Origin of the sequence: Desulfuromonas acetexigens, from assembly GCF_900111775.1 — a bacterium.
In the GTDB taxonomy this organism is placed as follows: Bacteria; Desulfobacterota; Desulfuromonadia; order Desulfuromonadales; family Trichloromonadaceae; genus Trichloromonas; species Trichloromonas acetexigens.
In genome coordinates, this window is the sequence record NZ_FOJJ01000038.1 from 51,855 (window position 1) to 76,210 (window position 24,356).

A 24,356-nucleotide genomic window follows, 5' to 3' on the forward strand; every position below is an offset into this window, starting at 1 on the left:
TTTCAGGATGAACGATCATTTTCATACCGCGGGCCGGAAAAATCACCCCGCCTTTTCCTGGCAGAGAGGACAGCGGCCGAAGATTTCGTGACGATGACTGAGCAGAATGAAACCGTGTTGACGGGCAATCTCTTCCTGCAACGCTTCGATGCGCGGATCCTCGAATTCGACGATGGCACCGCAGTCCTTGCAGATGAGGTGGTCGTGATGTTCGGCGTCGGTGGTCGATTCGTAGCGGGTCTGGCCATCGCCGAAATCGCGGGAAGCGGCGATACCGCATTCGGAGAAGAGCTTCAGGGTACGGTAGACGGTGGCGTAGCCGATATTGGGATGTTTCTTGCGCAGCTTGAGGTAGAGATCTTCCGTCGAAGGATGGGAGCCGCAACGCAAAAAGGCGTCAAGAATGATCTCCCGCTGACTGGTCGACTTAAGTCCCTGCTGAGTCAGATAATCTCGAAAGATCTGTGTTTTCTCCCGCATCGGCTCGCCCCTTTATTGAAATTGGATTTCAAAATACAACAAGAGCCGAAGTTGGTCAAGGGGATTTGAGGGGTTATGAAAAAAGAAAGGTGGCATCACCACCCGTTCGCGGCGCTCACAAACACACAAGGGCAAGGAGAAAACCGGGAATTGAATCCCAGAGTCCTCCGTGCCCCTGTGGTTCAGCGCCTACCCGGTCGCCGATAATTGGCCGATCAGTTGATCAGCCGGTCATGGGGAGAAAACGGTACAGATACCCCGTGAGTTTTCCGAAGAGGTTGAAAAAGAGCATGAAGCCGACAATCATCAGCAGCCCGCCGGTAATAATCTCCATGACGCGGATGTGCTTGCGGAAGCGGTTGAAAAAGGAAAGAAAGCTGTGAAAGAGCACCCCGGCGATCAGAAAAGGGATGCCAAGACCGGCGGAATAGACCGCCAGCATAAAAATCCCCTTGGCGTAATCGGCCGAGGTCCCGGCCACCAGAGCGAGGATGCCGCCGAGAATGGGGCCGATACAGGGGGTCCAGCCGGCGGCGAAAGCCAGACCGACGAGAAAGGTGCCGAGGAAACCGCTCGGCTTCTCTCGCAACTGCACCCGCTTTTCCCCCAGCAATACGCCGAAGTGGAAGAGTCCGGACATATGCACACCGAAGAGAAAGACGAGAATGCCGCCGATGCGCTGCACCCAGACCAACCCTTCACGCATGTGTTCCTGAAAGGTCGAAGAAGCCACTCCGGCCAGGGCGCCGAGGCTGATAAAGACGACCGAGAACCCGGCAATGAAGGCCAGGCTGTGCAGGATGACCGCCATCCGCACCTTGGCCGAAGGGTTGGCGTCCTGCAGCTGGCCAAAAGAAAGGCCGGTGATGTAGGTCAGATAAGAGGGAATCAGCGGCAGCACGCACGGGGAAAAGAAGCTCAGCACCCCGGCGGAAAAAGCGATCCAGTAGGTCAGGTCGGCAGCGTTACCCATAAGGTCTTATCCCTTCGCCAGAAAGCTGAGGTAGTCGACGGTCGAAGAATCGTCCCATTCCCGGGCGCCGAGGATGTGATTGAGAATGATGCCATCCTTGCCAATGATTAAAGTTTCAGGGAAACGGAAGACACCATAGCGGTTCTGCGCCTTCGCCCCCGGATCGAGCAGAATGGGGAACGTATAGGATTTCCCCTGGAGAAAGTTCGGAACCGTGTGCTCCCCGTCGGGCTCGACGTTGAGCGCAAGCATGACGAAATCGAGTCCCGCCATCTTGTCGTTGAGGCGCTGCATGGCCGGCATCTCGGCCCGGCAGGGAGGACACCAGGTCGCCCAGAAGTTAAGCATGACGACCTTCCCCCGAAACTGTTCAAGGGTGACGGTCTTACCGTTCAGATCGACAAGCTGAATATCGGGCGCCAGAGCACCGACCTTGACCCCGGCCGAAGGCGGGACTTCGGGGCGCGAAACACCGGCGAAAGCCGGCACGGCCGAGCCGAGCAGAAGTGCAAAAAGGCTGACTAAAAGGGATGAACGCATGAATGGTCCTTTCATATGAAAAATTCGATATTTGAAATTTGTACTATTGGATACGAAAAAAGTCAAGATTCGCCCGCACCCGGTTTCACTGCCAGGCCGTCCGAGGCCTCCGCCCAGAGCGCTTCGATGACATCCATCTGCTCTTCGCTGAAACCGAAATAATGGGCCAGTTCGTGGATGATCGTCTCGCGCACGATCTTGCCGATCGACTCGCTGGTTTCGTCCCGGTAATTTTCCACCGCCCCCTGATAGATGGTGATGACGTCGGGCAACCCGGTATAATCGTGGGTCCGTTCATCCAGCGGCACCCCGCGATAGTAGCCGAGCAGGTCGCGGGGATCGTCAAAACCGACCTCGGCCAGGGTCTCGGCGTCGGCCCAGGTTTCGACTTGAAAGGAGAGATTACGCACCTCGGCGAGAAACTCCCCGGGGATTTTGGCGACCATACGCGTCACCAGATGTTCAAAGGTGCGCCGATTCACGCCTCGAAACCCTGATTGCGGGCGACGCGGAAGACCGAAGTGAAATGGGCGACCTCCGTCCCCTGCTCGTCGAAAAGACCGGCCTCGCCGTAAAAAGTACGACCTTCCGGTCCGCGCACCTCGGCCCGGGCCGTCACCCTTCCCTCTTTGACCGGCGCCAGAAAGCGCGTGGTCAACTCGGTCGTGGCAAAAATCGTCCCCGGCGGCAGCAGGGATTTGATCGCCATGGCCACCGCCGTATCGGCCAGGGTCGTCAGCGCCCCGCCGTGCATGAAACCACCCCCCATGGCCAGTTTCACCTGGAAATCGACGGTCAGCAGCGCTCGGCCTCCTTCCGCCTCGACAATACGCAACCCCACCAGATCCTCGAAGGGCGCGGTGTCGATCCAGCCATCCAGAGCAAACTGCCGCTCCAGCGGCCGCCGCAAAGCCTCCCCATCCACCAACAAACGCGCCATAAAATATCCTCTCACAACGTCGATTTAAAGCCCCTTCAGTCTTCAGTCTTCAGCCTTCAGCCTGCTACAACTCCACATAATACCCGCGGCCGCCCCGCACCACCAGAAAACGCAGAGGCTGCCGGCCATAGAGGCGTTCCATCAGGCGACTGAACTCATCGACCGAGGAGAGCCTCACCCCGGCCACCTCGGTGACGAAGTCGCCGGGGCGGATACCGATCTCTTCCGCCTTGCTCCCGGCACTCACCCCTTGCACCCGCAATCCCTGGCGGCTGTCGGCCAGGCGCAGGCCGAAAACGCGCTCGGCATAATCGACGGCATAGCCTGCGGGAATTTCGGCCAGCTTCAACGTCAGCGCCAAAGGCTCAGCGCCACGCAAAATCCCCAGGCGCAGAGGGTCACCGGGGGTATAGGTACGCAGCAGAGAGCGATATTCATCGGTGGTGCCGATGGCATCATCGTCGATGGTGAGCAGCACATCGGCAATCCGCAACCCGGCCTTTTCCGCCGGAGAGCCGGGCTCGACGCCGTGAACCAGCACCCCGCCCGCCCCGAGGCTGTTGCTGAACGCCTGCCCCACTTCACCGGGAAGAATGCCGGTAAAGGCCGGGCGCACCCGGCCGAACTCGATGAGGTCGTCGAGTACCCGCTTGGCCGTGTCGATGGGGATGGAGAAGCCGATTCCCTGAGCCTGCTGGATGATCGCCGTGTTGATGCCGATGAGATCACCGTTGATGTTGATCAGCGGCCCCCCGGAGTTACCAGGGTTGACCAGCGCATCCATCTGGATAAAAAGCCCGAATTCGTTATTTTCGGTGGACATGCGGCGCCGGGTCGAGCTGATGACGCCGGTGGTGATGGAATGGCCGAGCCCCAGGGGGTTGCCGATGGCGATGACCGTCTCCCCCACCAGCAGATCGTCGGAGCGGGCCGGTTTCAGCGCGGGGAAGGGTCCGGCGCCGAGAATGCGCAGTACCGCCAGATCGAGCTGATGATCCTGGCCGACCAGTTCCGCCTCCAGTTCGCGGCCGCCGGTGGTCAGGGCCACAAAAATTTTCGAGGCCTTTTCGATAACATGGGCGTTGGTCAGCACCAGCCCTTGCGCATCGATGATCACCCCGGTGCCAAGGGACTGGGTCTTGTACGTGCGTGGCGAAGCGAGTTCCCGAAAAAACTGCTCGAACAGGGGATCAGAGAAGCCGAAGAAGGGCGTTCCGCCGCGCCGAACCAGCTTCTCGGTGCGGATGTTGACCACGGCCGGTCCGGCTTTTTCCACCGCCGCGACGACCGGGGTGCGCCGCTCCGCAGCGACGGCATTTCCACCCCAGAAAAGACTCAACAAAAGAAGAATCAAACCGCAGCCGATGCGCCGAAAGATCATGACAGGCCTCCAGATTCAGGGTTTGCGAATCTCGTATTTTTCCATGCGGTAGAGCAGGGTATGGCGAGGAATCCGCAGAAAGGCGGCGGCGCGGGTCTGGTTCCAGTCGTTGCGCCGCAGGGCCTCGAAGACCGCCTCCTTCTCCAGTTCCTCCAGAGGGTAGCCCTCCTCGGGGAGATTCAGCACCCCGGCGACGGGAACGGCGACCGACGGCCGCGGGCGCCGGATCTTCGGTGGCAGGTCGTCCAGCTCAATGCCTGCACCCCGACGGAGGATCAACATGCGCTCGACGGCATTTTCCAGCTCCCGCACGTTGCCCGGCCAGTCGTAGTCGGCCAGCGCTTCCAGCGCCGCTTCAGAGCAGACCACCGGCGGATTTTTTCCGTGCTTGTCGAGAAAATGCCGGACCAGCAGGGGGATATCGTCACGACGCTCGCGCAGCGGTGGCAAATGCAAAGGGATGACGGCCAGCCGGTAATAGAGATCCTCGCGGAAACTCCCGTCCCCCAGGGCCGCTTCCAGATCGCGGTTGGTCGCCGCCACCAGGCGGACGTCGATTCTGCGCGCCGTCCCCCCGACCGGTTCGATCTCCCGTTCCTGCAGGGCGCGCAGGAGCTTGGGCTGCAAATCCAGGGGGAGTTCCCCCACTTCATCGAGAAAGAGCGTCCCCCCTTCCGCCTGCTCGAACTTCCCTTTGCGCTCCTTGATCGCGCCAGTAAAGGCGCCGCGGGCGTGGCCAAAGAGTTCGCTTTCGAGCAGATCGCGGGGAATGGCCGCGCAGTTCACCGCCACGAAGGGACCAGTCTGCCGCTCGCTCCCTGAATGAATCGCGCGGGCGACCAGCTCCTTGCCGGTGCCGCTTTCGCCGCCGATGAGGACCGTCGCCTCGCTCGCCGCCACCTTGCGCACCAGCGCGAAGACTTCGCGCATGCTCTCGGAGATCCCCACCAGCCGGGAAAAATCGGCCTTGTCTGACAACTCTTCGCGCAGCTTGCGGTTTTCTTCGCGCAGCCCGTCGTAGGCCAGAGCCTTGCCGACGGTCAGGGTCAGCTCGTCGCGGCTGAAGGGTTTGGTCAGATAGTCGTAAGCGCCAAGCTTCATCGCCTCGACCGCCTTCTCCACCGTGCCGTAGGCGGTGATGACGATGACCAGCGCCGCCGGCGAGAGCTCCTTGATCTTTTTCAGCACCTCGTAGCCCGAAAGCCCCGGCATCTGGATGTCGGTGATGACCAGAGCGGGATTTTCCTGCGCGAAGAGGCGCAACCCCTCGCCGCCGTCGGCGGCGGTCAGCACCCGGTAGCCCGCCTCGTGCAGGGTGAATTCCGTGACCCGGCGCAGGGATTGATCGTCGTCGATGAGGAGGATGGTGGGACGGGGCACGAAAGTCTCCTACGAATGAGTCGGTCGGGGCAGATGCAGGGTAAAGGCGGTTCCCGCGCCTGGGGAGCTGGCGACCTCGATGCGTCCGCCGTGCCCCTGAACGATGCGGTGGGTAATCGCCAGGCCGAGGCCGGTCCCTTCGGAACGGGTGGTGAAAAAGGGATTAAAGACCTTATCCAGACTCTCGGGGGGAATCCCCTGACCGGTATCGGCAAAACGCAGGCGGATTTCCTCCGGCGCGGACTCCAGCGAAATCGTCAACGTCCCGCCTCCGGGCATCGATTGCAGGGCGTTGAGAATCAGATTGAGAAAGGCCTGCTTGAACTGTTCGCGGTCGCCGGCCAGTTCGACCCGACCTTCCCCGACGAGCTCGATCCGCACCCGGTTTTTATCCGTCTGTCGCCGGGTTAAAAGGAGCACCTCGCGCAGCGCCGCGAGCAGATCGAAGGGCTCGCGCCGGGGCGCGGCGGGGCGAGCGAAATCGAGAAAATCCCGGACCACCCGGTTGAGCCGGTCGACTTCCTTGATGAGGATGCCGGCGAATTCGTGACGGCGGTCCGCCGGGTCGATGGCGTCCTGGAGGATCTCCGCCGTGCCGCGAATGGAGGCCAGGGGGTTGCGGATCTCGTGGGCCATCCCCGCCGAAAGTTCGCCGAGGGCGGAAAGGCGGTCGGCGCGACGGAGTTGATCCTCGATTTCCAGAATCATGTCCGCCTGACGGCGCAGCTTGTCATAACTTTCTTCCAGGCGATGCAGGGCCTTTTCCGCCCGTACCCGCTCCCGGTTCCCCCGCTGGCTGAGAAAGCCGGTGAGAAAACCGATGAGATTATAAAGCAAAATTTCCAGATACTGGCCGAAGGGCACCTGCGGGTGGTGTCCCCATTGAAAGACCACATGGGGCGCGTAGAGAATGGAAATGGCGATGGCCGTGATCACCCCACCGCGCAACGAGTACCAGAGCCCGCCGAGGATGATCGGCACATAATAGGCGCGGCGGTAGATGTCGTGATATTCCGGCAGGTCGATAGGGGTCAGATAGTGGAAGGCGGTAGTGCCCCCCGCCAGCAGAACCAGAATGCCCAGGCGTAGAAAATGAATACGGTCCATGGTCGTTTTTACCCCAGGCCCCAAGGGAGTTCAAGCCCTTTCGCCGGATTAAAAAAGGCCCTCCCGTCAAAAACGGGAGGGCATATCGCAGGAGGCAAAAGCGAGGCAGCTCACTTTCGCTGCCCCTGATTTTAACAGAGTTCCGACGAATTGACACCCCAGGCTGACACTTCGACGCAAATCAGGTAAAAAATATCCGTGGACAGGTCAAAAGGGGGCGGGTTATGCTCTGGTCTTCGAATTTTACGGATAATGGTCGGCCATGCCTCTTTTTATCGACATCCTGAATATCGTTCTGCCGGTCTTTCTGGTCATCGCCCTCGGCTACGGCCTCAAGCGGTTGAACCTGATCGATCAGGCCTTTTTGCTGCAGACCAACCGTCTCGTTTACTACGTCTGTCTGCCTCTTTTACTTTTTTACAAGATCGGCGCCGCCGATTTTCTTGCCAACTTCAACGGTGCCCTGGTGCTCGGTTCGGCCGCCGCCATCGCCATCGGCTTTTTCGTTTCCTATGCCTACGCCGCCCTCCGGCGCTATCCCCCGGAAGCGCGCGGGGCCTTCAGTCAGGGCGCCTTTCGCGGCAATCTCGCCTACATGGGGCTGGCCATTGTCTTCAACGCCTACGGCGAAACCGGACTCACCCGCGCCGGTATTCTCATGGGCTTTCTCGTCCCGGTCCTCAACTTCTTCGCTATCCTCGCCCTGCTCTGGCCGCACCGGCACGAGGAGAAACGGGGCAGCGTTTTCTGGATCCGCCAGATCCTCTTCAACCCCCTCATTCTCGCCTCCTTCGCCGGTATTCTCTGGAGCTTTCTCGCCCTGCCCATGCCGGTCGTTTTCGAGCGTGCCCTGGATATCAGCACCCGCATGACCCTGCCCTTGGCGCTCATTGCTATCGGCGGCGGCTTCAGCCTGGAACGGCTCAAAGGGGATCTGGTGCGGGCCGCTTTCGCCACCGGCATCAAGCTCGTCTGGCTTCCCCTGCTCGCCACCCTCATCCTCATCGCTCTCGGCGTCGGCGGCCAGGATCTGGCCATCGGCATCCTCATGGCCGGCACCCCCGCCGCCACCGCCACTTACATCATGGCCCATCAACTCAAAGGAGACGCCGAACTCGCCGGCTCCATCGTCATGATGTCGACCCTCCTCTCCGCCCTCACCTACACCCTCGCCCTCTTTATCCTCCGCACCCAGGGGCTCTGATCCTTCAAAAGCGGCCGGATCGACGTCTATGGCGTCAAAAGGGACCTCCCTTTCGGCAAGTTCAACAGCCATTTCATCTTCGACCTCTCGCCCCTGGGGTGGAGAAAGCTAACGACATCGGCCTCTACCTTCATGAAAGGCGAGAGATTTTGTGCTCGGAATCAGGTGCTTACGAAAAATCGCTTGTACCACGCCGGGGCGGACTTTTGGCTTCCTTTTTGCTCTCCCGCCTTATCGGGTATACTTAATTCAGGCTTGAGCCGGATTTTTGTCATCAACCCCGACATGGACGGAGAAACGGTGTCAAAAAAACTGATCATCAAATTCCTCAACGGCAGCGAATGCCAGGGACATCTCTTTCAGCCCTTCGACCCGGAAGGGGCCGGCGTGGAAATTTTTCGCCCTGGTGAAGACCGCCCGATCTCTTATCCCTTTGAAGCGATCTGCTTCGTCAAACTCTTTGACGACCCCGACCAAGATGTGCGCGTCAACAGCGTGATCGAGGATCTGCGTACCGCCACCGGCGAAGCCTTCCGCCTGCTGGTCAACCGGGAAGAGCGTTTCAGCAAGGGGGTCTTCGCCTACCCGGAAGCGCCCGGGGCGGACTTCAGCCGCATCTTCTTCACCCGGCGGGGTCTCAATATCAAACGCCTGGATCGCCCCCTCGGCGAGGTGCTGCTCCAGCAGGGAGCGGTGGATGAAAACACCCTGCACTCCGCCCTTGAATTTCAGGAACAGTTGCGTAGACGTCGCCTCGGAGAATTGCTCCGCGAGCAGAACAATCTCACCCAGGAGACGGTCGAAACCGCCCTGACCAACGCCGAAAAGGCCGGACGCTGCCCCCCTCGCTATCGCGTTGGCGACATTCTCATCGACGCTGGCCTGGTGACGCGCAAGCAGGTGGAGGAAGTTCGTGCCCGTCAAGACTCGGAAAAACACAAGCGTCTTGGCACGATCATGGTCGAACGGGGCTGGATCAGTGAGGATCAACTCCTGAACGCCCTGGCGCGGAAGTTCGGGCTGCGAGTCATCGATCTCGACGACATCCAGATTGCCCCCGAGGTGATGCGCCTCATTTCACGCGAACTCGTCGAACGCATGCAAGTGCTCCCGATCGAAGCGACGGAGCATCGCCTGGTGGTGGCGACCTCCACCCCGACCGATCCCACTATCGGCGAGAACCTCCATTTCGCCACCAACCGGCGCATCGAGCTGGTGGTTGCCAGTCCGCGCAAGATCGAGGAGCGCATCAACCAGCTCTTCTACGAATCGGATGAAAAGATCGAGGAGCTGATTCAGGATCTGGACGGGCTGGATGTGGAGGTGGTGGAGGAAAAGGAGCAGGACCGCATCACCGAAACGGACTCCAAGGTCATCAACCTGGTCAATAAGATTCTCCTCGACGGTTTTCGCAAAGGGGTTTCCGATATCCATTTCGAACCGGAGATGGGTCAGCTCCCCCTGATCGTTCGTTACCGCAAGGACGGCGAGTGCTTCACCGCGCACAAGATCGCCGCCCTGTACAAGGCAGCGATCATCAGCCGTATCAAGATTATCGCCCGGCTCGATATCGCCGAACGGCGACGGCCGCAATCGGGGAAAATCCTGCTCAAGCAAGGGAAGGAACGGATCGAATACCGGGTCGAGATCACCCCGACCATCGGTGGCCAGGAAGACGCGGTGCTGCGGATTCTCAACGCCTCGCGCATTCTCTCCCTGGAACAGCTCGGGGTTTCGCAACGCAACCATGACCGCTTTCGCGCCCTGATCAAGAAACCCTACGGCATCATCCTCTGCGTCGGCCCGACCGGCTCGGGGAAAACGACCACGTTGCACTCGGCCATCGCCGAGATCAACACCGGCAACCGCAAGATCTGGACGGCCGAGGATCCGGTGGAAATTACCCAGCGCGGCCTGCGCCAGGTGCAGGTCAACACCAAGATCGGCTTCACCTTCGAGGAGGCGCTGCGCTCCTTCCTGCGCGCCGATCCCGACGTCATCATGATCGGCGAGATGCGCGACGTGATCACCGCCAAGGCCGCCATCGCCGCCTCGCTGACCGGGCATCTGGTCTTTTCCACCCTGCACACCAACAACGCCCCGGAAACGATCGTCCGGCTCATCGAAATGGGAGAAGATCCCATCAACTTTGCCGACGCCATGCTCGGCATCATCGCCCAGCGCCTGGTGCGCCGCCTGTGCACTCAGTGTAAGGTGCCCTATCACCCCAACCCTGAGGAATACGAGCAGCTGGTGGAATCCTACGGGCGGGAATATTTCGAACGCCACGGCATGCCCGCCTACGACGACAAGTTGCTGCTGCAGCGGGCCAAGGGCTGCCCGGCCTGCGACGGTTTCGGCTACAGCGGACGTATCGCCATCCAGGAGCTGCTGGTCAACTCCCCCGCCGTCCGCCTCGCCATCCGTCAGCGCTCGGGGGCGGACATCATCGAGCAGGTGGCCCGTGACGAAGGGATGGTGACCCTGCGCCAGGACGGCATCGAAAAGGTCTTCCACGGCATCACCGACTTCAACCAGGTCAATATGGTCTGCCTCTGACCCTGATCATCGGCATCCGCCCAGATGAAGAACGGGCCGGCTCCCTTTTGGGAACCGGCCCGTTGACGTTTGCATTTCACGCCCCGAAAGAGGCTTTTTTATCAGCCGAGGAGCACGAGCAGATCGCCCTGCTGCACCTGATCCCCCTCCTTGAAGAGGACTTCCTTGACCACACCGTCTTCCTTGGCCTTGACGTTGGTCTCCATCTTCATCGCCTCGGTGGAGAGGAGGGTCTCGCCGGCCTTGACCTCGTCGCCGACATTCACCAGCAGCTTGAAGATCTTGCCCGGCATCGGTGCTCCGACCTGCCTGAATAAGGTGGCCCCGGTCATTAGGACAGGTCGGCGGCGGGAATAAGGTGAGAATCCTTCATGATTATCCCGCCAGTTGGAGAACCGGTCCAGCGTAGCCGGGCCGGGTTTTTTGCCAGAACTCGGTCAGAAACTCGGTCGGCCGGTCCCTGCTGTCAGCATTTATGGTATCGAGATAGGAGAGGATATTCCGCTTGAGGAGGGACTGACTGACGTAATAGAGGAACTACCTGAAGAGAATTTGCAAAGGCTTGAGTTGGAGAGCAGAAAACGGAAGCGATTTTCCGAGGGAATCCTGGCGACAGCACCACGCCCCCCCCCCTTTACATGCGCCTCTCCAAGGCAAGATGGTTCGAGGCCCCCGGGTTTTCCGGGGGCCTCGATAATCTCAAGGTGCGGTAATAAACACCAGGCGATCGGAATCATTGGCCGTTTTTCCATCGCTGCGCACCCCCTCGACGCTCAACTCCAGAACATTGCGACCCGACTCCAGGGGGAGAGTAACAAACTGTCTCGACCCGGGGGAGGGCTCGAACAACGGACGAATATCCTTCTTATTGAGCGTTGCCGTAAATGTGGCCGGATCGATGGTCCCCCCATAATAGATCTGCAAATCAAAGGAAGTAATCCCTTTTTCCATGGTCGTTGTAGCATCTTGCGGCTGATGATACCCAAGGAAGGCATTGACGTCGGCTGGTCGTTGGCCATGCCCGAAATATAATTTTGGTATGAAGTCAACGTACGGTTCCAGCGCTTCGGAAGCGGAGTATTTGTTGGTAACCTTCCATTCCCCCTCTTCCATGACCAGGGTGTAGGGGAGAAGAAACTGATCACCGATATCGTCGATGATCCGTACCACCAGCACCCTGGCATCGAGATAATCCAGGCTCTCGGCAATAACCCCCTGAACGAAGCCACGGCGGAATATGGCCAATTCAGCCATGGGGTCGAGTTGGTTCCTCTCGAAATCGGCCTTTTTTTCAGCAGCGGCCGCTTCCGTCAGAGTCTGGTAGTGCCACTCAAGGTCACCGGCCATGTAGGCCGAGAAAAAAGCATTCAGGGCATTTTCTGGCGTACCATAAGAAGCTTGCCCCTTCTCGGAAATGACTATCGGCCTATTGGGTTCTGCCAAAGAGATGGTTGGACCTATGACCAACTGTAACATCATAAATACTGCCATCAAGCGGTTGCTCATCGCTGAAACCTCCGGTTCAATTCAACAGGGTAGAATCATAAAAGTTGGGCAAAGCAAATTCGACCGGCATCAGGTTGTCGGCCTTGAGATAGGTACGACTGCTCGGAGTTATCTTTAATTCTTTGCCGAAAACCACTGCTGTCTCACAGTTTCACAGCAGGCATAACTGACCGTTCTGCAAGCCGTTTTCTGGCGTTGGTGGGTTAAACAGTTCCGCCAAATCCCGTCGCTCGAACAAGTTCAGTTGCAATATCCGCAACATACGTTGTAACGAGGCGCCGATTTTCGACTGGAACTTCAGAAACGACAGCACCAGGTAGGCGCACAGGGCGATCCAGAGCTGGGTCTTCACCGCGTTCATGGAGGTGCCGAGGAAGCTCTTCACTTTCAGGTTCTGTTTGATCCACTTGAAGAAGAGCTCGATCTGCCAGCGCTCCTTGTAGAGATCGGCCACCGTTTGCGCCGGCAGGTCCAAGGCGTTGGTCACGAACTGATAGACGATGTCCGTTTCCGCGTCCCGATAGGTCACCAGCCGGAAGGTTTCGGAAAGATTCCCCAGCCGGATTTCGCGGTCTTCCGTCACTCCCGGACTTTTGCGGCCCCGGCGCTTTTTGCCGGGCGTGACGATGGCGTTGCTCTTGAGACGGGAGACGAAGAACACCCCGTCCTCGCACAACTCCCGATACCAGGCGTAGTCGGTGTAGCCGCGATCGAAGACCACGTAGGAGCCCTTGGGGAGCGCGAGGGTCCGGGCCAGATTGATTTCGTGCTCCCGGCCCGCGGTCAAATCGACAAAGGCGGGCAGATAGCCGTCGGCGTCGGGTCCGACATGAAGCTTGGCCGCGCCCTTGGTTTTCTGGTACTTGGCCCAGGGGAACAGGGACAGGGTCAGGTCGAGCAGGGAGGCATCCAGTAGATAGATCTTCCCGTTCAGCTTGAATTTCCTGTTCCGTCGCGCCATCGACTGACAGCGCCCCAACAGCCGCTGAAACAGCTCCTCATAGAGCGTATGGGGCTGATTCTCGTTGCAGCGCGCCAGGGTTGCCCGGCTGAACGCCTTGATGCCCAGGTGGTAGATCTTTTGACCTTGAACGGCGAGGTTGTCCACCACGTCCCGCAGGCTGCATCGGCCGGACAGCTGCGCCGTCAGCATGGCGACGAACTGAGTCCAGCGGGTAAACGAACGAAACTTCTGCCCGGCGTGATGCTTATTGGCCAGGGACTGAAATTCATGTCTCGGGAAAATTCGTACTATGCGAAAGAACGGTGCTACAATGCGGCATGGCTCGGAACTCCTTAGTTTTATAATGGTTTTGGCGAACACATTATAACGCAGAGGAGCCTCCGGGCCTTCTATTTTCTGTTCAAACTGTGAGACAGCAGTGGCCGAAAACTTTGATTTTCCCTTCGGCGGTAGCGGTTAAACTCTCGAATTTTGACAATGGCAATAATGTTTCGCTCGCATCCCACTTGGGAAGCCTGCGGTTCTCTGCGGCAATCTATCGCGCTCTAATCCGGCGGCCGACCGAACAGGCAGGCCCGGAACTGGTCGAGTCGGGGATCAAATGCCCGTTGAGCCAATTTCCACAGGCACAATGACAAGAGCCGGCCCCAGAACGGGAGCCGGCTCATGCATTTCATCGAATAATTTCAGTTATCAACACAGAATCACGAGCAGATCGCCCTGCTGCACCTGATCCCCCTCCTTGAAGAGGACTTCCTTGACCACACCGTCTTCCTTGGCCTTGACGTTGGTCTCCATCTTCATCGCCTCGGTGGAAAGGAGGGTCTCGCCAGCTTTGACCTCGTCGCCGACATTCACCAGCAGCTTGAAGATCTTACCCGGCATCGGCGCTCCGACCTGCTTGAATAAGGTGGCCCCGGTCATTAGGACAGGTCGGCGGCGGGAATAAGGTGAGAATCCTTCATGATTATCCCGCCAGTTGGAGAACCGGTCCAGCGTAGCCGGGCCGGGTTTTTTGCCAGAACTCGGTCAGAAACTCGGTCGGCCGGTCCCTGCTGTCAGCATTTATGGTATCGAGATAGGAGAGGATATTCCGCTTGAGGAGGGACTGACTGACGTAATAGAGGAACTACCTGAAGAGAATTTGCAAAGGCTTGAGTTGGAGAGCAGAAAACGGAAGCGATTTTCCGAGGGAATCCTGGCGACAGCACCACGCCCCCCCCCTTTACATGCGCATCTCCAAGGCAAGATGGTTCGAGGCCCCCGGGTTTTCCGGGAGCCTCGATAATCTCAAGGTGCGGTAATAAACACCAGGCGATCGGAATCATTGGCCGTTTTTCCATCGCTGCGCACCCCCTCGACGCTCAATTCCAGAACATTGCGACCCGACTCCAGGGGGAGAGTAACAAACTGTCTCGACCCGGGGGAGGGCTCGAACAACGGACGAATATCCTTCTTATTGAGCGTTGCCGTAAATGTGGCCGGATCGATGGTCCCCCCATAATAGATCTGCAAATCAAAGGAAGTAATCCCATTTACCAGGGTCGTTGTGGCCTCTTGCGGCTGATGATACCCAAGGAAGGCATTGACATCGGCTGGTCGTTGGCCATGCCCGAAATATAATTTAGGAATAAAACGGCTGTACGGTTCCAGCGCTTCAGCATCGGAGAATTTGTTGGTAACCTTCCAAACGCCCCCTTCTCTGACCAGGGTATAGGGGATCAAGAATTGGTCGCCGAGATCGTCGGTGATTCGAACCACCAGCACCCTGGCATCAAGATAATCAAAGGTCTCGGTAATGGTCCCCTGGACAAAACCACGGCGAAACATGGCCAATTCAACCATCGGGTCGAGTTTATTTTCCTCGTTGTCGGCTTTTTCTACAGCCGCACTCTCTGCTGTCAGGGTCTGGAAGTACCACTCCAGATCCTCGGCCATGCAGGCCGAGAATAATGAGTTCAAGGCGTTTTCCGGGGTATCATAAGAGGCCTGTCCCTTCTCGGAAATGACTATCGGCCTATTGGGTTCTGCCAAAGAGATGGTTGGACCTATGACCAACTGTAACATCATAAATACTGCCATCAGGCGGTTGCTCATCGCTGAAACCTCCGGTTCAATTCAACAGGGTAGAATCATAAAAGTTGGGCAAAGCAAATTTGACCGGCATCAGGTTGTCGGCCTTGAGATAGGTGCGACTGCTCGGAGTTATCTTTAATTCTTTGCCGAAAACTTTGATTTTCCCTTCGGCGGTAGCGGTTAAACTCTCGAATTTTGACAACGGCAATAATGCTTCGCTCGCATTCCCCTTGGGAAGCCTGCGGTTCTCTGCGGCAATCTATCGCGCTCTAATCCGGCGGCCGACCGAACAGGCAGGCCCGGAACTGGTCGAGTCGGGGATCAAATGCCCGTTGAGCCAATTTCCACAGGCACAATGACAAGAGCCGGCCCCAGAACGGGAGCCGGCTCATGCATTTCATCGAATAATTTCAGTTATCAACACAGAATCACGAGCAGATCGCCCTGCTGCACCTGATCCCCCTCCTTGAAGAGGACTTCCTTGACCACACCGTCTTCCTTGGCCTTGACGTTGGTCTCCATCTTCATCGCCTCGGTGGAAAGGAGGGTCTCGCCGGCTTTGACCTCGTCGCCGACATTCACCAGCAGCTTGAAGATCTTGCCCGGCATCGGCGCGCCGACCTGCTTGGCGTCGTCGGGATCGGCCTTGCGGTGCTCGGCGACATCGGATTCGACAGCGAGATCCTTGACCATCACCTGACGGGGCTCGCCGTTGAGTTCGAAGTAGATGTGGCGGGTGCCGTCGGGATGCAGATTGCCAACGGCGTTGAGCTTGATGATCAAGGTCTTGCCCGACTCGATCTCGAAGGTCGTTTCATCCCCGACTTCCAGCCCGTAGAAGAAGACCGGCGTCGGTACCTTGGAGAGATCGCTGTATTCCTGACGCTCGCGATCAAACGTTTCGAAGACGCCGGGATAGAGAACCGCCGAGAGCACTTCCCGCTCGCTGATCGGATGGCCGAGCTTTTTCTCCACTTCAGCCTTTTTGGCGGCGAAATCGACCGGCTCCAGCAGTTCGCCGGGGCGGCAGGTCAGGGGCTTTTCGTCCTTGAGAATGATCCTCTGCAACTCCGGCGGAAAACCGCCCACCGGCTGGCCGATCATCCCCTTGAAGAAGTCGATGACCCCCTGCGGGAAGGTATAGTCCATCCCCCGCGCGAAAACATCCTCCGGCTCCAGGTTGTTCTGGATCATGAACATGGCCATGTCACCGACAATTTTCGACGAGGGCGTGACCTTGATCACATCGCCGAACATGTCGTTGACCTTGCGGTACATCTCCTTGCACTCTTCCCAGCGGTGCCCGAGTCCCAGGCCTTCGACCTGCGGCTTGTAGTTGGAGTACTGGCCGCCGGGGATTTCGTGATGATAGACCTGGGCGGTGCCGCTGCGCAGCTCCGACTCGAAGGGGGCGTAGTAGGTCCGTACCGTCTCCCAGTAGTTGGCCAGTTGCTGAATCCCCTGCTGGTCGAGACGGGGATCCCAGATCGTCCCTTCCAGGGCGGAGAGCAGGGCGTTCATGTTCGGCTGGGCGGTCAGACCCGAAACCGAGGAGAGCGCCACATCGACGATGTCGACCCCAGCCTGGGCGGCCATCATCAGCATCGCCCCGCCATTGCTGGAGGTATCGTGGGTGTGCAGATGGATGGGAATACCGACTTCGTTCTTCAGGGCGCGAATCAGTTTCTCGGCGGCGAAAGGCTTGAGCAGGCCGGCCATATCCTTGATCGCCAGGATGTGAGCGCCCATCGACTCCAGCTCCTTGGCCAGATCGACGTAGTACTTGAGGGGATACTTGTCCCGCTTGGGATCAAGGATATCCCCGGTGTAGCACATGGCCGCCTCGCAGATGGCGTTATTCTTGCGCACCGCGTCCATGGCCACCTTCATCCCCTTGGTCCAGTTCAGGGAGTCGAAGACACGGAAGACGTCGATGCCGCTCTCCGCCGCCTTGGCGACGAACTCCTCGACGACGTTATCAGGGTAGTTGGTATAGCCGACGGCGTTGGAGCCGCGCAGCAGCATCTGGAAGAGGATGTTGGGAATCTTGGTGCGCAGGCGGTCAAGGCGCTCCCAGGGATCTTCCTTGAGAAAGCGCATGGAAACGTCGAAGGTGGCGCCCCCCCACATCTCCAGAGAGAAGAGCCCGCCGCCGAGATAGCTGGTGGCTTCGGCGATGCGCTCCAGATCGTAGGTGCGGAAGCGGGTCGCCATCAGCGACTGATGGGCGTCACGCATGGTCGTATCGGTAATGAGCAGCTTGCGCTCCTTGAGCGCCCACTGGGCCAGCCCCTCCGGCCCTTTTTCCAGCAGGATGTCGCGACTCCCCCGGGGGCGCACGGCGTTGTAGGGGATATCGGGAATATCGGCCTCGCGCAGATCGGTGGAACGGAGCGGCTGCTTGATGCCGGGATAGCCGTTGACCACCGTATGTCCCATGAACTTGAGCAGTTTGTTGGCGCGGTCCTTCTTCTCACGAATTTTGAAAAGTTCCGGATTTTCGTCGAGATAGGAGGTATCGCACAGGCCGTCGAGGAAAATTTTGTGGGTGATGACATTTTCCAGAAAGCCGATATTGGTCTTCACCCCGCGGATACGGAACTCCTGCAGGGCGCGATGCATGGAGCGGGCTGCCGTGTGGAAGTTCAGTCCCCAGGTGGTGATCTTCACCAGCAGCGAATCGTAGTGAGGGGCAATGCGCGAACCCGAGTAGGCATTGCCGGCGTCGAGGCGCACGCCGAAACCGGCGGGGCTGCGATAGACCTTGAGGGTGCCGAAATCGGGGGCGAAATTGTTGGCCGGATCCTCGGTGGTGACCCGGCACTGGATGGCGTGGCCGCGCAGTTCGATATCGGCCTGGCTGCCGACACCGATCTCCGGATCGGAGAGCTTATGCCCCTCAGCCACGAGGATCTGGGTCTGCACCAGATTGCGCCCGGTGACCGCCTCGGTGACCGTATGTTCCACCTGGATGCGCGGATTGGTCTCGATGAAATAAAAATTCTGCTCCTTATCCATCAAGAATTCGACCGTGCCGGCATTGATGTAACCGACGCTGCCGGCGATCTTCATAGCCATGGCACAGACTTCCTCACGCTTCTCGGGAGAGAGACTCGGCGAGGGGGCCAGCTCGATGACCTTCTGATGGCGACGCTGGATGGAGCAGTCACGCTCGAAGTAGTGGACGATGTTGCCGTGCTTGTCGCCCATGATCTGCACTTCGATGTGCTTGGGCTTTTCCAGATATTTTTCCAGAAAAACCGAAGCGTTGCCGAAAGCCGCCTTGGCCTCGGAAGCCGCCGACTTGAGACCTTCGAGCAGCTCCTTCTGGTTGTAGGCAACGCGCATACCGCGCCCGCCGCCGCCGGCGGCGGCCTTGACGATCACCGGGTAACCGCAGGATTTGGCGAAGATCAGGGCTTCTTCTTCACTGGTCACCGGCTTCTCGGTACCGGGAACCACCGGCACCCCGGCGGACACGGCCACCTTGCGGGCCGCCACCTTGTCGCCGAGTTGCCGCTGAATCTCGGCGGTGGGGCCGATGAAAGAAATGCCGGCCCGCTCGCAGGCCTCGGCGAATTCAGGATTTTCCGAAAGAAAGCCGTAGCCGGGATGGATGGCGTCCACTTCCTTCTTGCGGGCCAGGTCGATAATCTCATCGATGCCCAAATAGGCATCGATAGGACCCTTGCCCCGACCGATCAGGTAGGCTTCATCGGCCTTGTAACGGTGCAGAGTGAGCTTGTCCTCTTCTGAATAAATGGCCACCGTCTTGATACCCAGCTCGGTACAAGCGCGAAAAATGCGAATCGCGATTTCGCCCCGGTTGGCGGCCATGACCTTCTTGAACTTGCGTACTTCCATCAAACCTCCTCGACTGTCGGCGCCAGTGCGCGGAAAAAACGTTTATCGAAAATAAAACAATTACAGCAAGGCTTAAAGTTTAGTTATATTTAAAATTTTGCGTGATTTTAAATATTTAGACAGATTTCGATGAGACGAAACATCTAATCAATTCAAGGGAGTCTTGTCAATATGAAATATTGTTTTAATTTATCTCGAATAGGCTTCGGAATCTCTTCCGGCTGCGGGAACCCCACCTCGATCCTCCGAAAGACCTTGCCGGTGCGGGGGAGAACATGCTAAAAATTCTCCGTCAAGTAAATGACGCCCCCTTGCCGGAGACTTGCCATGAAAGAGCAGCGCCCCCGCATTCTCGTCATCGATGACGAGGAACCGAACCGCGAAGCCCTCTCCCTGCTGCTGAAAAGCGCGAACTATCAGGTCGCGGCGGCCGGCACCGGGGAAGACGCCCTCGTTCTGCTGCGTCAAGCCCCCTTCGAGGTCGTCGTCACTGATCTCTTTCTCCCCGACCTCAGCGGCATCGACATCCTCAAGTGGGTCAAAAGCAATGCACCCCAGACCAGCGTCATCGTCATCACCGGCCAGGCCTCGGCAGAGACCGCCGTCCAGGCCATGAAGGAGGGGGCGCTCGACTACATCACCAAACCCTTCAATTTCGAGGAATTGAAGATCCAGATCGCCAAAGCCCTGGAGAAGAGCGCCCTGGTCGCGGAAAATATCTACCTGCGCCAGCAACTGCGGGGCAAGTACAAATTCGACAACATCATCGGCAACAGCGCCGCCATGCAGCAGATTTTCGCCCGCATGGAGCGCATCGTCCAGACCGATTCGACCATCCTCATCCTCGGTGAATCGGGGACCGGCAAGGAACTGGTGGCCAAGGCCATCCACTACAACGGCCCGCGCAAGGACAAGCCCTTTGTCGCCATCAACTGCGGGGCGATTCCCGCCGAACTGCTCGAAAGCGAACTCTTCGGCCATGCCCGCGGCGCCTTCACTGGCGCCGTCGCCGACAAGCCCGGCAAGTTCGAACAGGCCCACAACGGCACCCTCTTTCTTGATGAAATCGGCACCATGCCCCCCCACTTGCAGATGAAGCTGCTGCGCGTGCTTCAGGATCAGGTCGTCGAGCGGGTCGGATCCGACAAAAGGCTCAAACTCAACATCCGTTTGATTTCCGCCACCAACGCCGATCTGGAAGAAGAGGTCAAAAACGGCCAGTTCCGGGAAGATCTTTACTACCGCCTCAACGTCATCCCCATCCACCTCCCCCCGATGCGGGAGCGGCGGGAAGACATTCCCCTTTTGGCCCACCACTTTCTGCGCAAATACTGCCGGGAAATGAACCGGACGCTGATGACCATCGCCGATATAGCCATGCTTCGCCTGCAGGATTACGACTGGCCGGGGAACGTGCGCGAACTGGAGAATATCATCGAACGCACCGTTGCCCTGACCGCTGGTGATCATATCGAAGTCCGCGACCTGCCGGCGAACATCGCCCGCCTCGACACGCCGGCGAATCCCTTCGATCCCGGCTGCCCGCGCATTCCGGCGGAAGGACTCGACCTCGGGGTAACTTTGGAAAGCATCGAAAGGACGTTGATCCGGCAGGCGCTGGAGATGGGCAAGGGCGTCAAGGCCCGGGCGGCGGCCCTGCTCGGCCTCAACCGCACCACCCTGGTAGAAAAGATCAAGCGCCTCAAACTCGAAAGCTGATCGGCGGACAGCCGTCGATCCGATCGACAAAAAAGGCGCCCCGCAAGGCGCCTTTTCAAACAATCATCGCAAACAGTTCGTCCCCGTTCCGGGCCATGCGGCCCATTCCACCACGCGTCAGGCAGGACGATAAGTCGTGCAACTGCCGCGCTGATCGAGCCGAATCACCGGCTCCCCCGGAGCCGCGCTACGCCGGCACCGGCCACCTTGGTTGTGCTTGCATTTCGCACTGCAAACCACTCGTACCATGTCGTACCTCCTCCAGAGATTAGCTGTTGCTCATACGGCGAAATTTAAGCACAGCCTCCGGCAAAAGGAAAGCGGTTTTCTTAGAGATTGTTTACTTTGTGGAGTTTCCCTATCAATTCGGGGGGTTGTCAAGGCGAAGCTGATGGGCCTTGGTAAAAAAACCGCGCCGACCGAAGATCAGGATCAGAAAGGAGGTCACCGCCACGCTGGCGGTGATGACACACATGATGGCGATCTGGTAGCGCACCGCCAGCAGTGGTTCGGTGCCGGAGAGGATCTGGCCGGTCATCATGCCGGGGAGAAAGACGATGCCCATGGCGGCCATGGCATTGATGGAAGGGATCAGGGCCGCGCGAAAGGCGCCACGCACAGCCTCGGCCGACGCCTGTCGGGCGCTCGCCCCAAGGCAGAGGGAGGTTTCGATCTCCAGCCGCCGCTCTTTCATCTCCGCGGTCAGGCGTTCGGCAGCCAGGCTCGCGCCGGTCATGGAGTTGCCGATGATCATGCCGGCGAGCGGGATGAGATAGCGGGGGTCGTACCAAGGGGTGAGGCCGATAACCAGGGTGCAGAAGAAAAAGGTAGCGCCGAAGCAGCCGAAAAAGAGAGAGACCCCCACTACCCGATGAAAGCGCGGCATGCGGTCCTTGACCCGCGCGCCGACGGCATGCACGGCGAAGCCGCCCATGACCAGCAGGATGAGGAGCACCAGCGCCGGACTGGCGAGGGTGAAGACGGTTTTCAGCAGGTAGCCGACCAGAAACAGCTGCGCGATCATGCGCAGGGAGGACCAGAGCAGGTCCCGCTCCTGGCCGATGCCGTTCCAGCGGGCCAGGGCGGCGACAAAGAGGATCAGGCCGTAGACCAAGGCCAGATCGACCAGGGAAAGATCGACGACGCCGTCACTCATGGGTATCCTCCGGCGAAGCGAGAAAACGCCGCAGGGCGTCGGCGCGGGGATTTTCGAAGAAATCGGCGGCCGTGCCCTCTTCGAGAATCCGGCCGTTTTCGAGAAAGGCCGCCCGATCGGCCACGCGTTGCGCCAGGCGCAGATCGTGGGTGAGCATAACCAGGGTCAGGCGCTCTTCCCGGCGGATGTCGCGCAGGGATTGTCCGAGTTGGTCAGCGGTGGGGCGATCGAGGGCGCTGGTCGGCTCGTCGAGGAGCAGCACCCCCGGCCCGGTCAGCAGGACGCGGGCCAAGGCCAGGCGCTGCTGTTGGCCGATGGAGAGGGAACGGGCCTGACGGGGGAGCAGATCCCCAGGCAGTCGGCAGAGGTCGAGCACCCGCCGTACATCTTCGGAATCGGCCGCAGGTTGCGGCAGGCCGCGAAAAACGAAGGGGCGTCGCAGATTGTCGAGGACCGTGCCGTCGTACATGAAAGATACTTGCGGCACGGCGGCAACGCGCCGCCGCAAGGCCAGGGGGTCGAGACTACCGATGTCGACTCCGGAAAGCAGAATGCGGCCGGCATCGGGATCTTCCAACCGGTTCAGTAGCCGCAGCAGGGTGCTCTTGCCGCCGCCGGAGGGGCCGACCACCACCATCAGGCAGCCCGCCGGCACCGTCAGATCGATGCCGCGCAGAATCTCCACCGGCCGCCCCTCGGGATCGCGCCGCGCCTTGCGCAGTCCCTCCAGCACCAAGCTCTCCCCCGAGCCGGTCATCCACTGCCTCGCAGGCGCTTGAGAACCTGCTTCAGATCTTCCCAGGCTTCCTGTTTGGCCGCCGGGTTGCGCAGCAGATAAGCGGGATGGTAGGTCGGCAGCAACGGAATGCCCTGATAGTCCCGCCACTGGCCGCGCAGACGGCTGATCGGGGTATTGTCGCCGAGCAGGGACTGGCTGGAGACACGGCCCAAAGCCAGGATCATCTCCGGTGCGATCGCCGCCAGCTGGCGTTCGAGAAAAGGACGACAAGCGGCGACTTCCCCGGGTTCCGGATCACGGTTGCCGGGGGGACGACATTTGATGACATTACAGATGTAGACCTCGGAGCGCTCCAGGCCGATGGCGAAGAGCATCCGGTCGAGCAGGCGTCCGGCCTCGCCGACGAAAGGTTCCCCCCGCTCATCCTCTTCCCGCCCCGGCCCTTCGCCGACCAGCACCAGCCGGGCGCGCGGAGCACCGACGCCGAAGACGATGTGGTGCCGCCTCTTGGCCAAAGGGCAACGCTGGCAGTCGCCGAGGTCGGCATGGATCTCGTCGAGGGTTTCGCTCCGGCAAGGAGCCATCCCTCCCCGGTCGAGCCCGCGCACGTTCGGCGGACAGATCGACGGATCGGCGACGAGGGGGGGCATCGGCAGTGCCCCGAGACCGAGCCGATCGAGATCCTGCAACACCCCCCGCGCCTGGGCGAGGGCTTCGCGCAATTCCTGACGGAGATTTTCCGGCATGCTGATTCCAGTGGAAAGGGGTGACTCCGGCCGGTACTCCTTTACTTGACCGCCGGTAAGGATTATCCTGCTACCATATTTTTCCGAGATGCCTATGTTATTGCGTTGCGCTTTCCTTTTTATCCTTCTGCTGCTGACACCCGGCGAGGCCCTGGCCTGGGGGATCGGCGTGCATCTGCAGCTTGGCTCCCATATCCTCGCCAATCTCCAGCAGCTGCCGCCGCTTTTGCAGACCCTGCTCGGCGCCTATCCTCAGGATTACCTCTACGGTTGCATCGCCGCCGACATCACCCTGGGCAAGAAATTCACCCACTATCTGCAACACTGTCACAGCTGGCGCATGGGGCGGAAGATTCTCGACGCGGCCCAAAGCGCCCCGCAAAAAGCCTGCGCCTACGGCTACCTGAGCCACCTCGCCGCGGACACCGTCGCCCACTCCTACCTGGTGCCGTTCAAGATGGCGCGCACCTTCAACACCGTCTTTCTCAAGCACGCCTACTGGGAGGTGCGCGCCGAGGCACAGGTGCCGCCGGAGATCTGGGCGGTGGCCCGGAGCATCGCCCGCAAGCGTTTTCCCGACAACGACCTGCTGCTACGCGGGGAGCTCTCGGACACCATCTTTTCCTTTACCACCAACAAGCGGCTCTTCAATTCCCTGCTGCTGCTCAGCCGTCTGCGCCAATGGCAGAAGATGCTGCGCTCCATCGATCACAACTCCAAGTGGACCTTCAGCCCGGCCGACCAGGAGGAATATCTCTCCCTGGCTCGGGAGGCGGGGATGAGCATCCTGACACGGATGGAAGAAAGCCCCTACTGGAAGGCCGATCCCACCGGCGAGCGGGCGATCAACGCCGCCAAGATGATCCGCAAGAACCTCAATCTCCTCTGGCTCGACGGCAAGCTCCCGGACAAGGACGGCGAAGCGATCCTCGCCGACCTCAAACCCCGCTTCCGCGAAGGCATCACCCGCCCCGACGACCTGCTGAAACTGCTCTCGGCATATTGATCGGGCGAGGCGTGCC

Annotated in this window: 18 protein-coding genes and 3 pseudogenes; 4 read left to right on the forward strand and 17 right to left on the reverse strand. The window is 59.5% G+C overall.

Annotated features, from left to right (window positions below):
- Nucleotides 1-42 precede the first annotated feature (42 nt).
- From BQ4888_RS13895 to BQ4888_RS13930, 8 genes are all read right to left on the reverse strand, one after another.
- Nucleotides 43-480 (reverse strand): Fur family transcriptional regulator, encoded by a 438-nt coding sequence (locus BQ4888_RS13895; RefSeq protein WP_092057872.1) that lies wholly within the window; start codon nt 478-480, stop codon nt 43-45.
- Nucleotides 481-703: 223 nt separating this feature from the next.
- Nucleotides 704-1,453 (reverse strand): cytochrome c biogenesis CcdA family protein, encoded by a 750-nt coding sequence (locus BQ4888_RS13900; protein WP_092057873.1) that lies wholly within the window; start codon nt 1,451-1,453, stop codon nt 704-706.
- Nucleotides 1,454-1,459: 6 nt separating this feature from the next.
- Nucleotides 1,460-1,993, reverse strand: coding sequence for a TlpA disulfide reductase family protein (locus BQ4888_RS13905; RefSeq protein WP_170232881.1), 534 nt, complete (start codon nt 1,991-1,993; stop codon nt 1,460-1,462).
- Between the two features lie 62 nt (nt 1,994-2,055).
- Nucleotides 2,056-2,475, reverse strand: a complete 420-nt coding sequence (locus BQ4888_RS13910) for a metallopeptidase family protein (protein WP_092057875.1) — start codon at nt 2,473-2,475, stop codon at nt 2,056-2,058.
- On the reverse strand, nt 2,472-2,933 hold the full coding sequence (locus BQ4888_RS13915; RefSeq protein ID WP_092057876.1) for a PaaI family thioesterase: 462 nt from the start codon (nt 2,931-2,933) through the stop codon (nt 2,472-2,474). Before BQ4888_RS13915 ends, BQ4888_RS13910 begins: the two co-directional genes overlap by 4 nt.
- 64 nt (nt 2,934-2,997) lie before the next feature.
- Entirely contained in the window at nt 2,998-4,314 is a 1,317-nt protein-coding gene (locus BQ4888_RS13920) for a trypsin-like peptidase domain-containing protein (RefSeq protein WP_092057877.1), read from the reverse strand.
- 15 nt (nt 4,315-4,329) lie between these two features.
- Nucleotides 4,330-5,694, reverse strand: coding sequence for a sigma-54-dependent transcriptional regulator (locus tag BQ4888_RS13925; protein WP_092057878.1), 1,365 nt, complete (start codon nt 5,692-5,694; stop codon nt 4,330-4,332).
- A gap of 9 nt (nt 5,695-5,703) precedes the next feature.
- Nucleotides 5,704-6,801: a two-component system sensor histidine kinase NtrB gene (locus tag BQ4888_RS13930; protein WP_092057879.1), complete on the reverse strand. Its 1,098-nt coding sequence runs from the start codon at nt 6,799-6,801 to the stop codon at nt 5,704-5,706.
- A gap of 262 nt (nt 6,802-7,063) precedes the next feature.
- On the opposite strand from BQ4888_RS13930, the gene BQ4888_RS13935 reads away from it, so the two are divergent.
- Nucleotides 7,064-8,005, forward strand: coding sequence for an AEC family transporter (locus BQ4888_RS13935; RefSeq protein WP_092057880.1), 942 nt, complete (start codon nt 7,064-7,066; stop codon nt 8,003-8,005).
- Between the two features lie 300 nt (nt 8,006-8,305).
- Nucleotides 8,306-10,564, forward strand: coding sequence for a GspE/PulE family protein (locus tag BQ4888_RS13940; RefSeq protein WP_170232883.1), 2,259 nt, complete (start codon nt 8,306-8,308; stop codon nt 10,562-10,564).
- Nucleotides 10,565-10,665: 101 nt separating this feature from the next.
- Here BQ4888_RS13940 and BQ4888_RS13945 read toward each other — a convergent pair.
- From BQ4888_RS13945 to BQ4888_RS13975, 6 genes and pseudogenes are all read right to left on the reverse strand, one after another.
- Nucleotides 10,666-10,869: pseudogene (locus BQ4888_RS13945) on the reverse strand (biotin/lipoyl-containing protein); the annotation flags it as partial.
- Nucleotides 10,870-11,263: 394 nt separating this feature from the next.
- On the reverse strand, nt 11,264-12,070 hold the full coding sequence (locus BQ4888_RS13950) for a hypothetical protein (RefSeq protein WP_092057883.1): 807 nt from the start codon (nt 12,068-12,070) through the stop codon (nt 11,264-11,266).
- Between the two features lie 151 nt (nt 12,071-12,221).
- Nucleotides 12,222-13,353 (reverse strand): annotated as a pseudogene (locus BQ4888_RS13955) (IS4 family transposase).
- Nucleotides 13,354-13,727: 374 nt separating this feature from the next.
- Nucleotides 13,728-13,931 (reverse strand): annotated as a pseudogene (locus BQ4888_RS13960) (biotin/lipoyl-containing protein); the annotation flags it as partial.
- 393 nt (nt 13,932-14,324) lie between these two features.
- Nucleotides 14,325-15,131 carry a hypothetical protein gene (locus tag BQ4888_RS13970; RefSeq protein ID WP_092057886.1) on the reverse strand — a complete coding sequence of 269 codons (807 nt, stop codon included), beginning with the start codon at nt 15,129-15,131 and terminating at the stop codon, nt 14,325-14,327.
- Between the two features lie 396 nt (nt 15,132-15,527).
- Nucleotides 15,528-18,974, reverse strand: a complete 3,447-nt coding sequence (locus tag BQ4888_RS13975) for a pyruvate carboxylase (protein ID WP_092057887.1) — start codon at nt 18,972-18,974, stop codon at nt 15,528-15,530.
- Between the two features lie 327 nt (nt 18,975-19,301).
- Here BQ4888_RS13975 and BQ4888_RS13980 point away from each other — a divergent pair, with 327 nt between their 5' ends.
- The gene (locus BQ4888_RS13980; RefSeq protein ID WP_092057888.1) at nt 19,302-20,693 is read left to right on the forward strand and encodes a sigma-54-dependent transcriptional regulator; all 1,392 of its coding nucleotides are present in this window, start codon (nt 19,302-19,304) and stop codon (nt 20,691-20,693) included.
- 361 nt (nt 20,694-21,054) lie between these two features.
- Here BQ4888_RS13980 and BQ4888_RS13985 read toward each other — a convergent pair whose 3' ends face one another.
- Genes BQ4888_RS13985 through BQ4888_RS13995 form a run of 3 tightly spaced genes read right to left on the reverse strand, consistent with a single transcriptional unit; the run spans nt 21,055 to nt 23,334 of the window.
- The gene (locus tag BQ4888_RS13985) at nt 21,055-21,849 is read right to left on the reverse strand and encodes an ABC transporter permease (protein ID WP_092057889.1); all 795 of its coding nucleotides are present in this window, start codon (nt 21,847-21,849) and stop codon (nt 21,055-21,057) included.
- Nucleotides 21,842-22,606 carry an ABC transporter ATP-binding protein gene (locus BQ4888_RS13990; RefSeq protein ID WP_092057890.1) on the reverse strand — a complete coding sequence of 255 codons (765 nt, stop codon included), beginning with the start codon at nt 22,604-22,606 and terminating at the stop codon, nt 21,842-21,844. The genes BQ4888_RS13985 and BQ4888_RS13990 overlap by 8 nt, the downstream gene beginning before the upstream one ends.
- Nucleotides 22,603-23,334 (reverse strand): uracil-DNA glycosylase, encoded by a 732-nt coding sequence (locus BQ4888_RS13995; protein WP_092057891.1) that lies wholly within the window; start codon nt 23,332-23,334, stop codon nt 22,603-22,605. Before BQ4888_RS13995 ends, BQ4888_RS13990 begins: the two co-directional genes overlap by 4 nt.
- 94 nt (nt 23,335-23,428) lie before the next feature.
- Here BQ4888_RS13995 and BQ4888_RS14000 point away from each other — a divergent pair, with 94 nt between their 5' ends.
- Nucleotides 23,429-24,340: a zinc dependent phospholipase C family protein gene (locus BQ4888_RS14000; RefSeq protein ID WP_240746353.1), complete on the forward strand. Its 912-nt coding sequence runs from the start codon at nt 23,429-23,431 to the stop codon at nt 24,338-24,340.
- Nucleotides 24,341-24,356 lie beyond the last annotated feature (16 nt).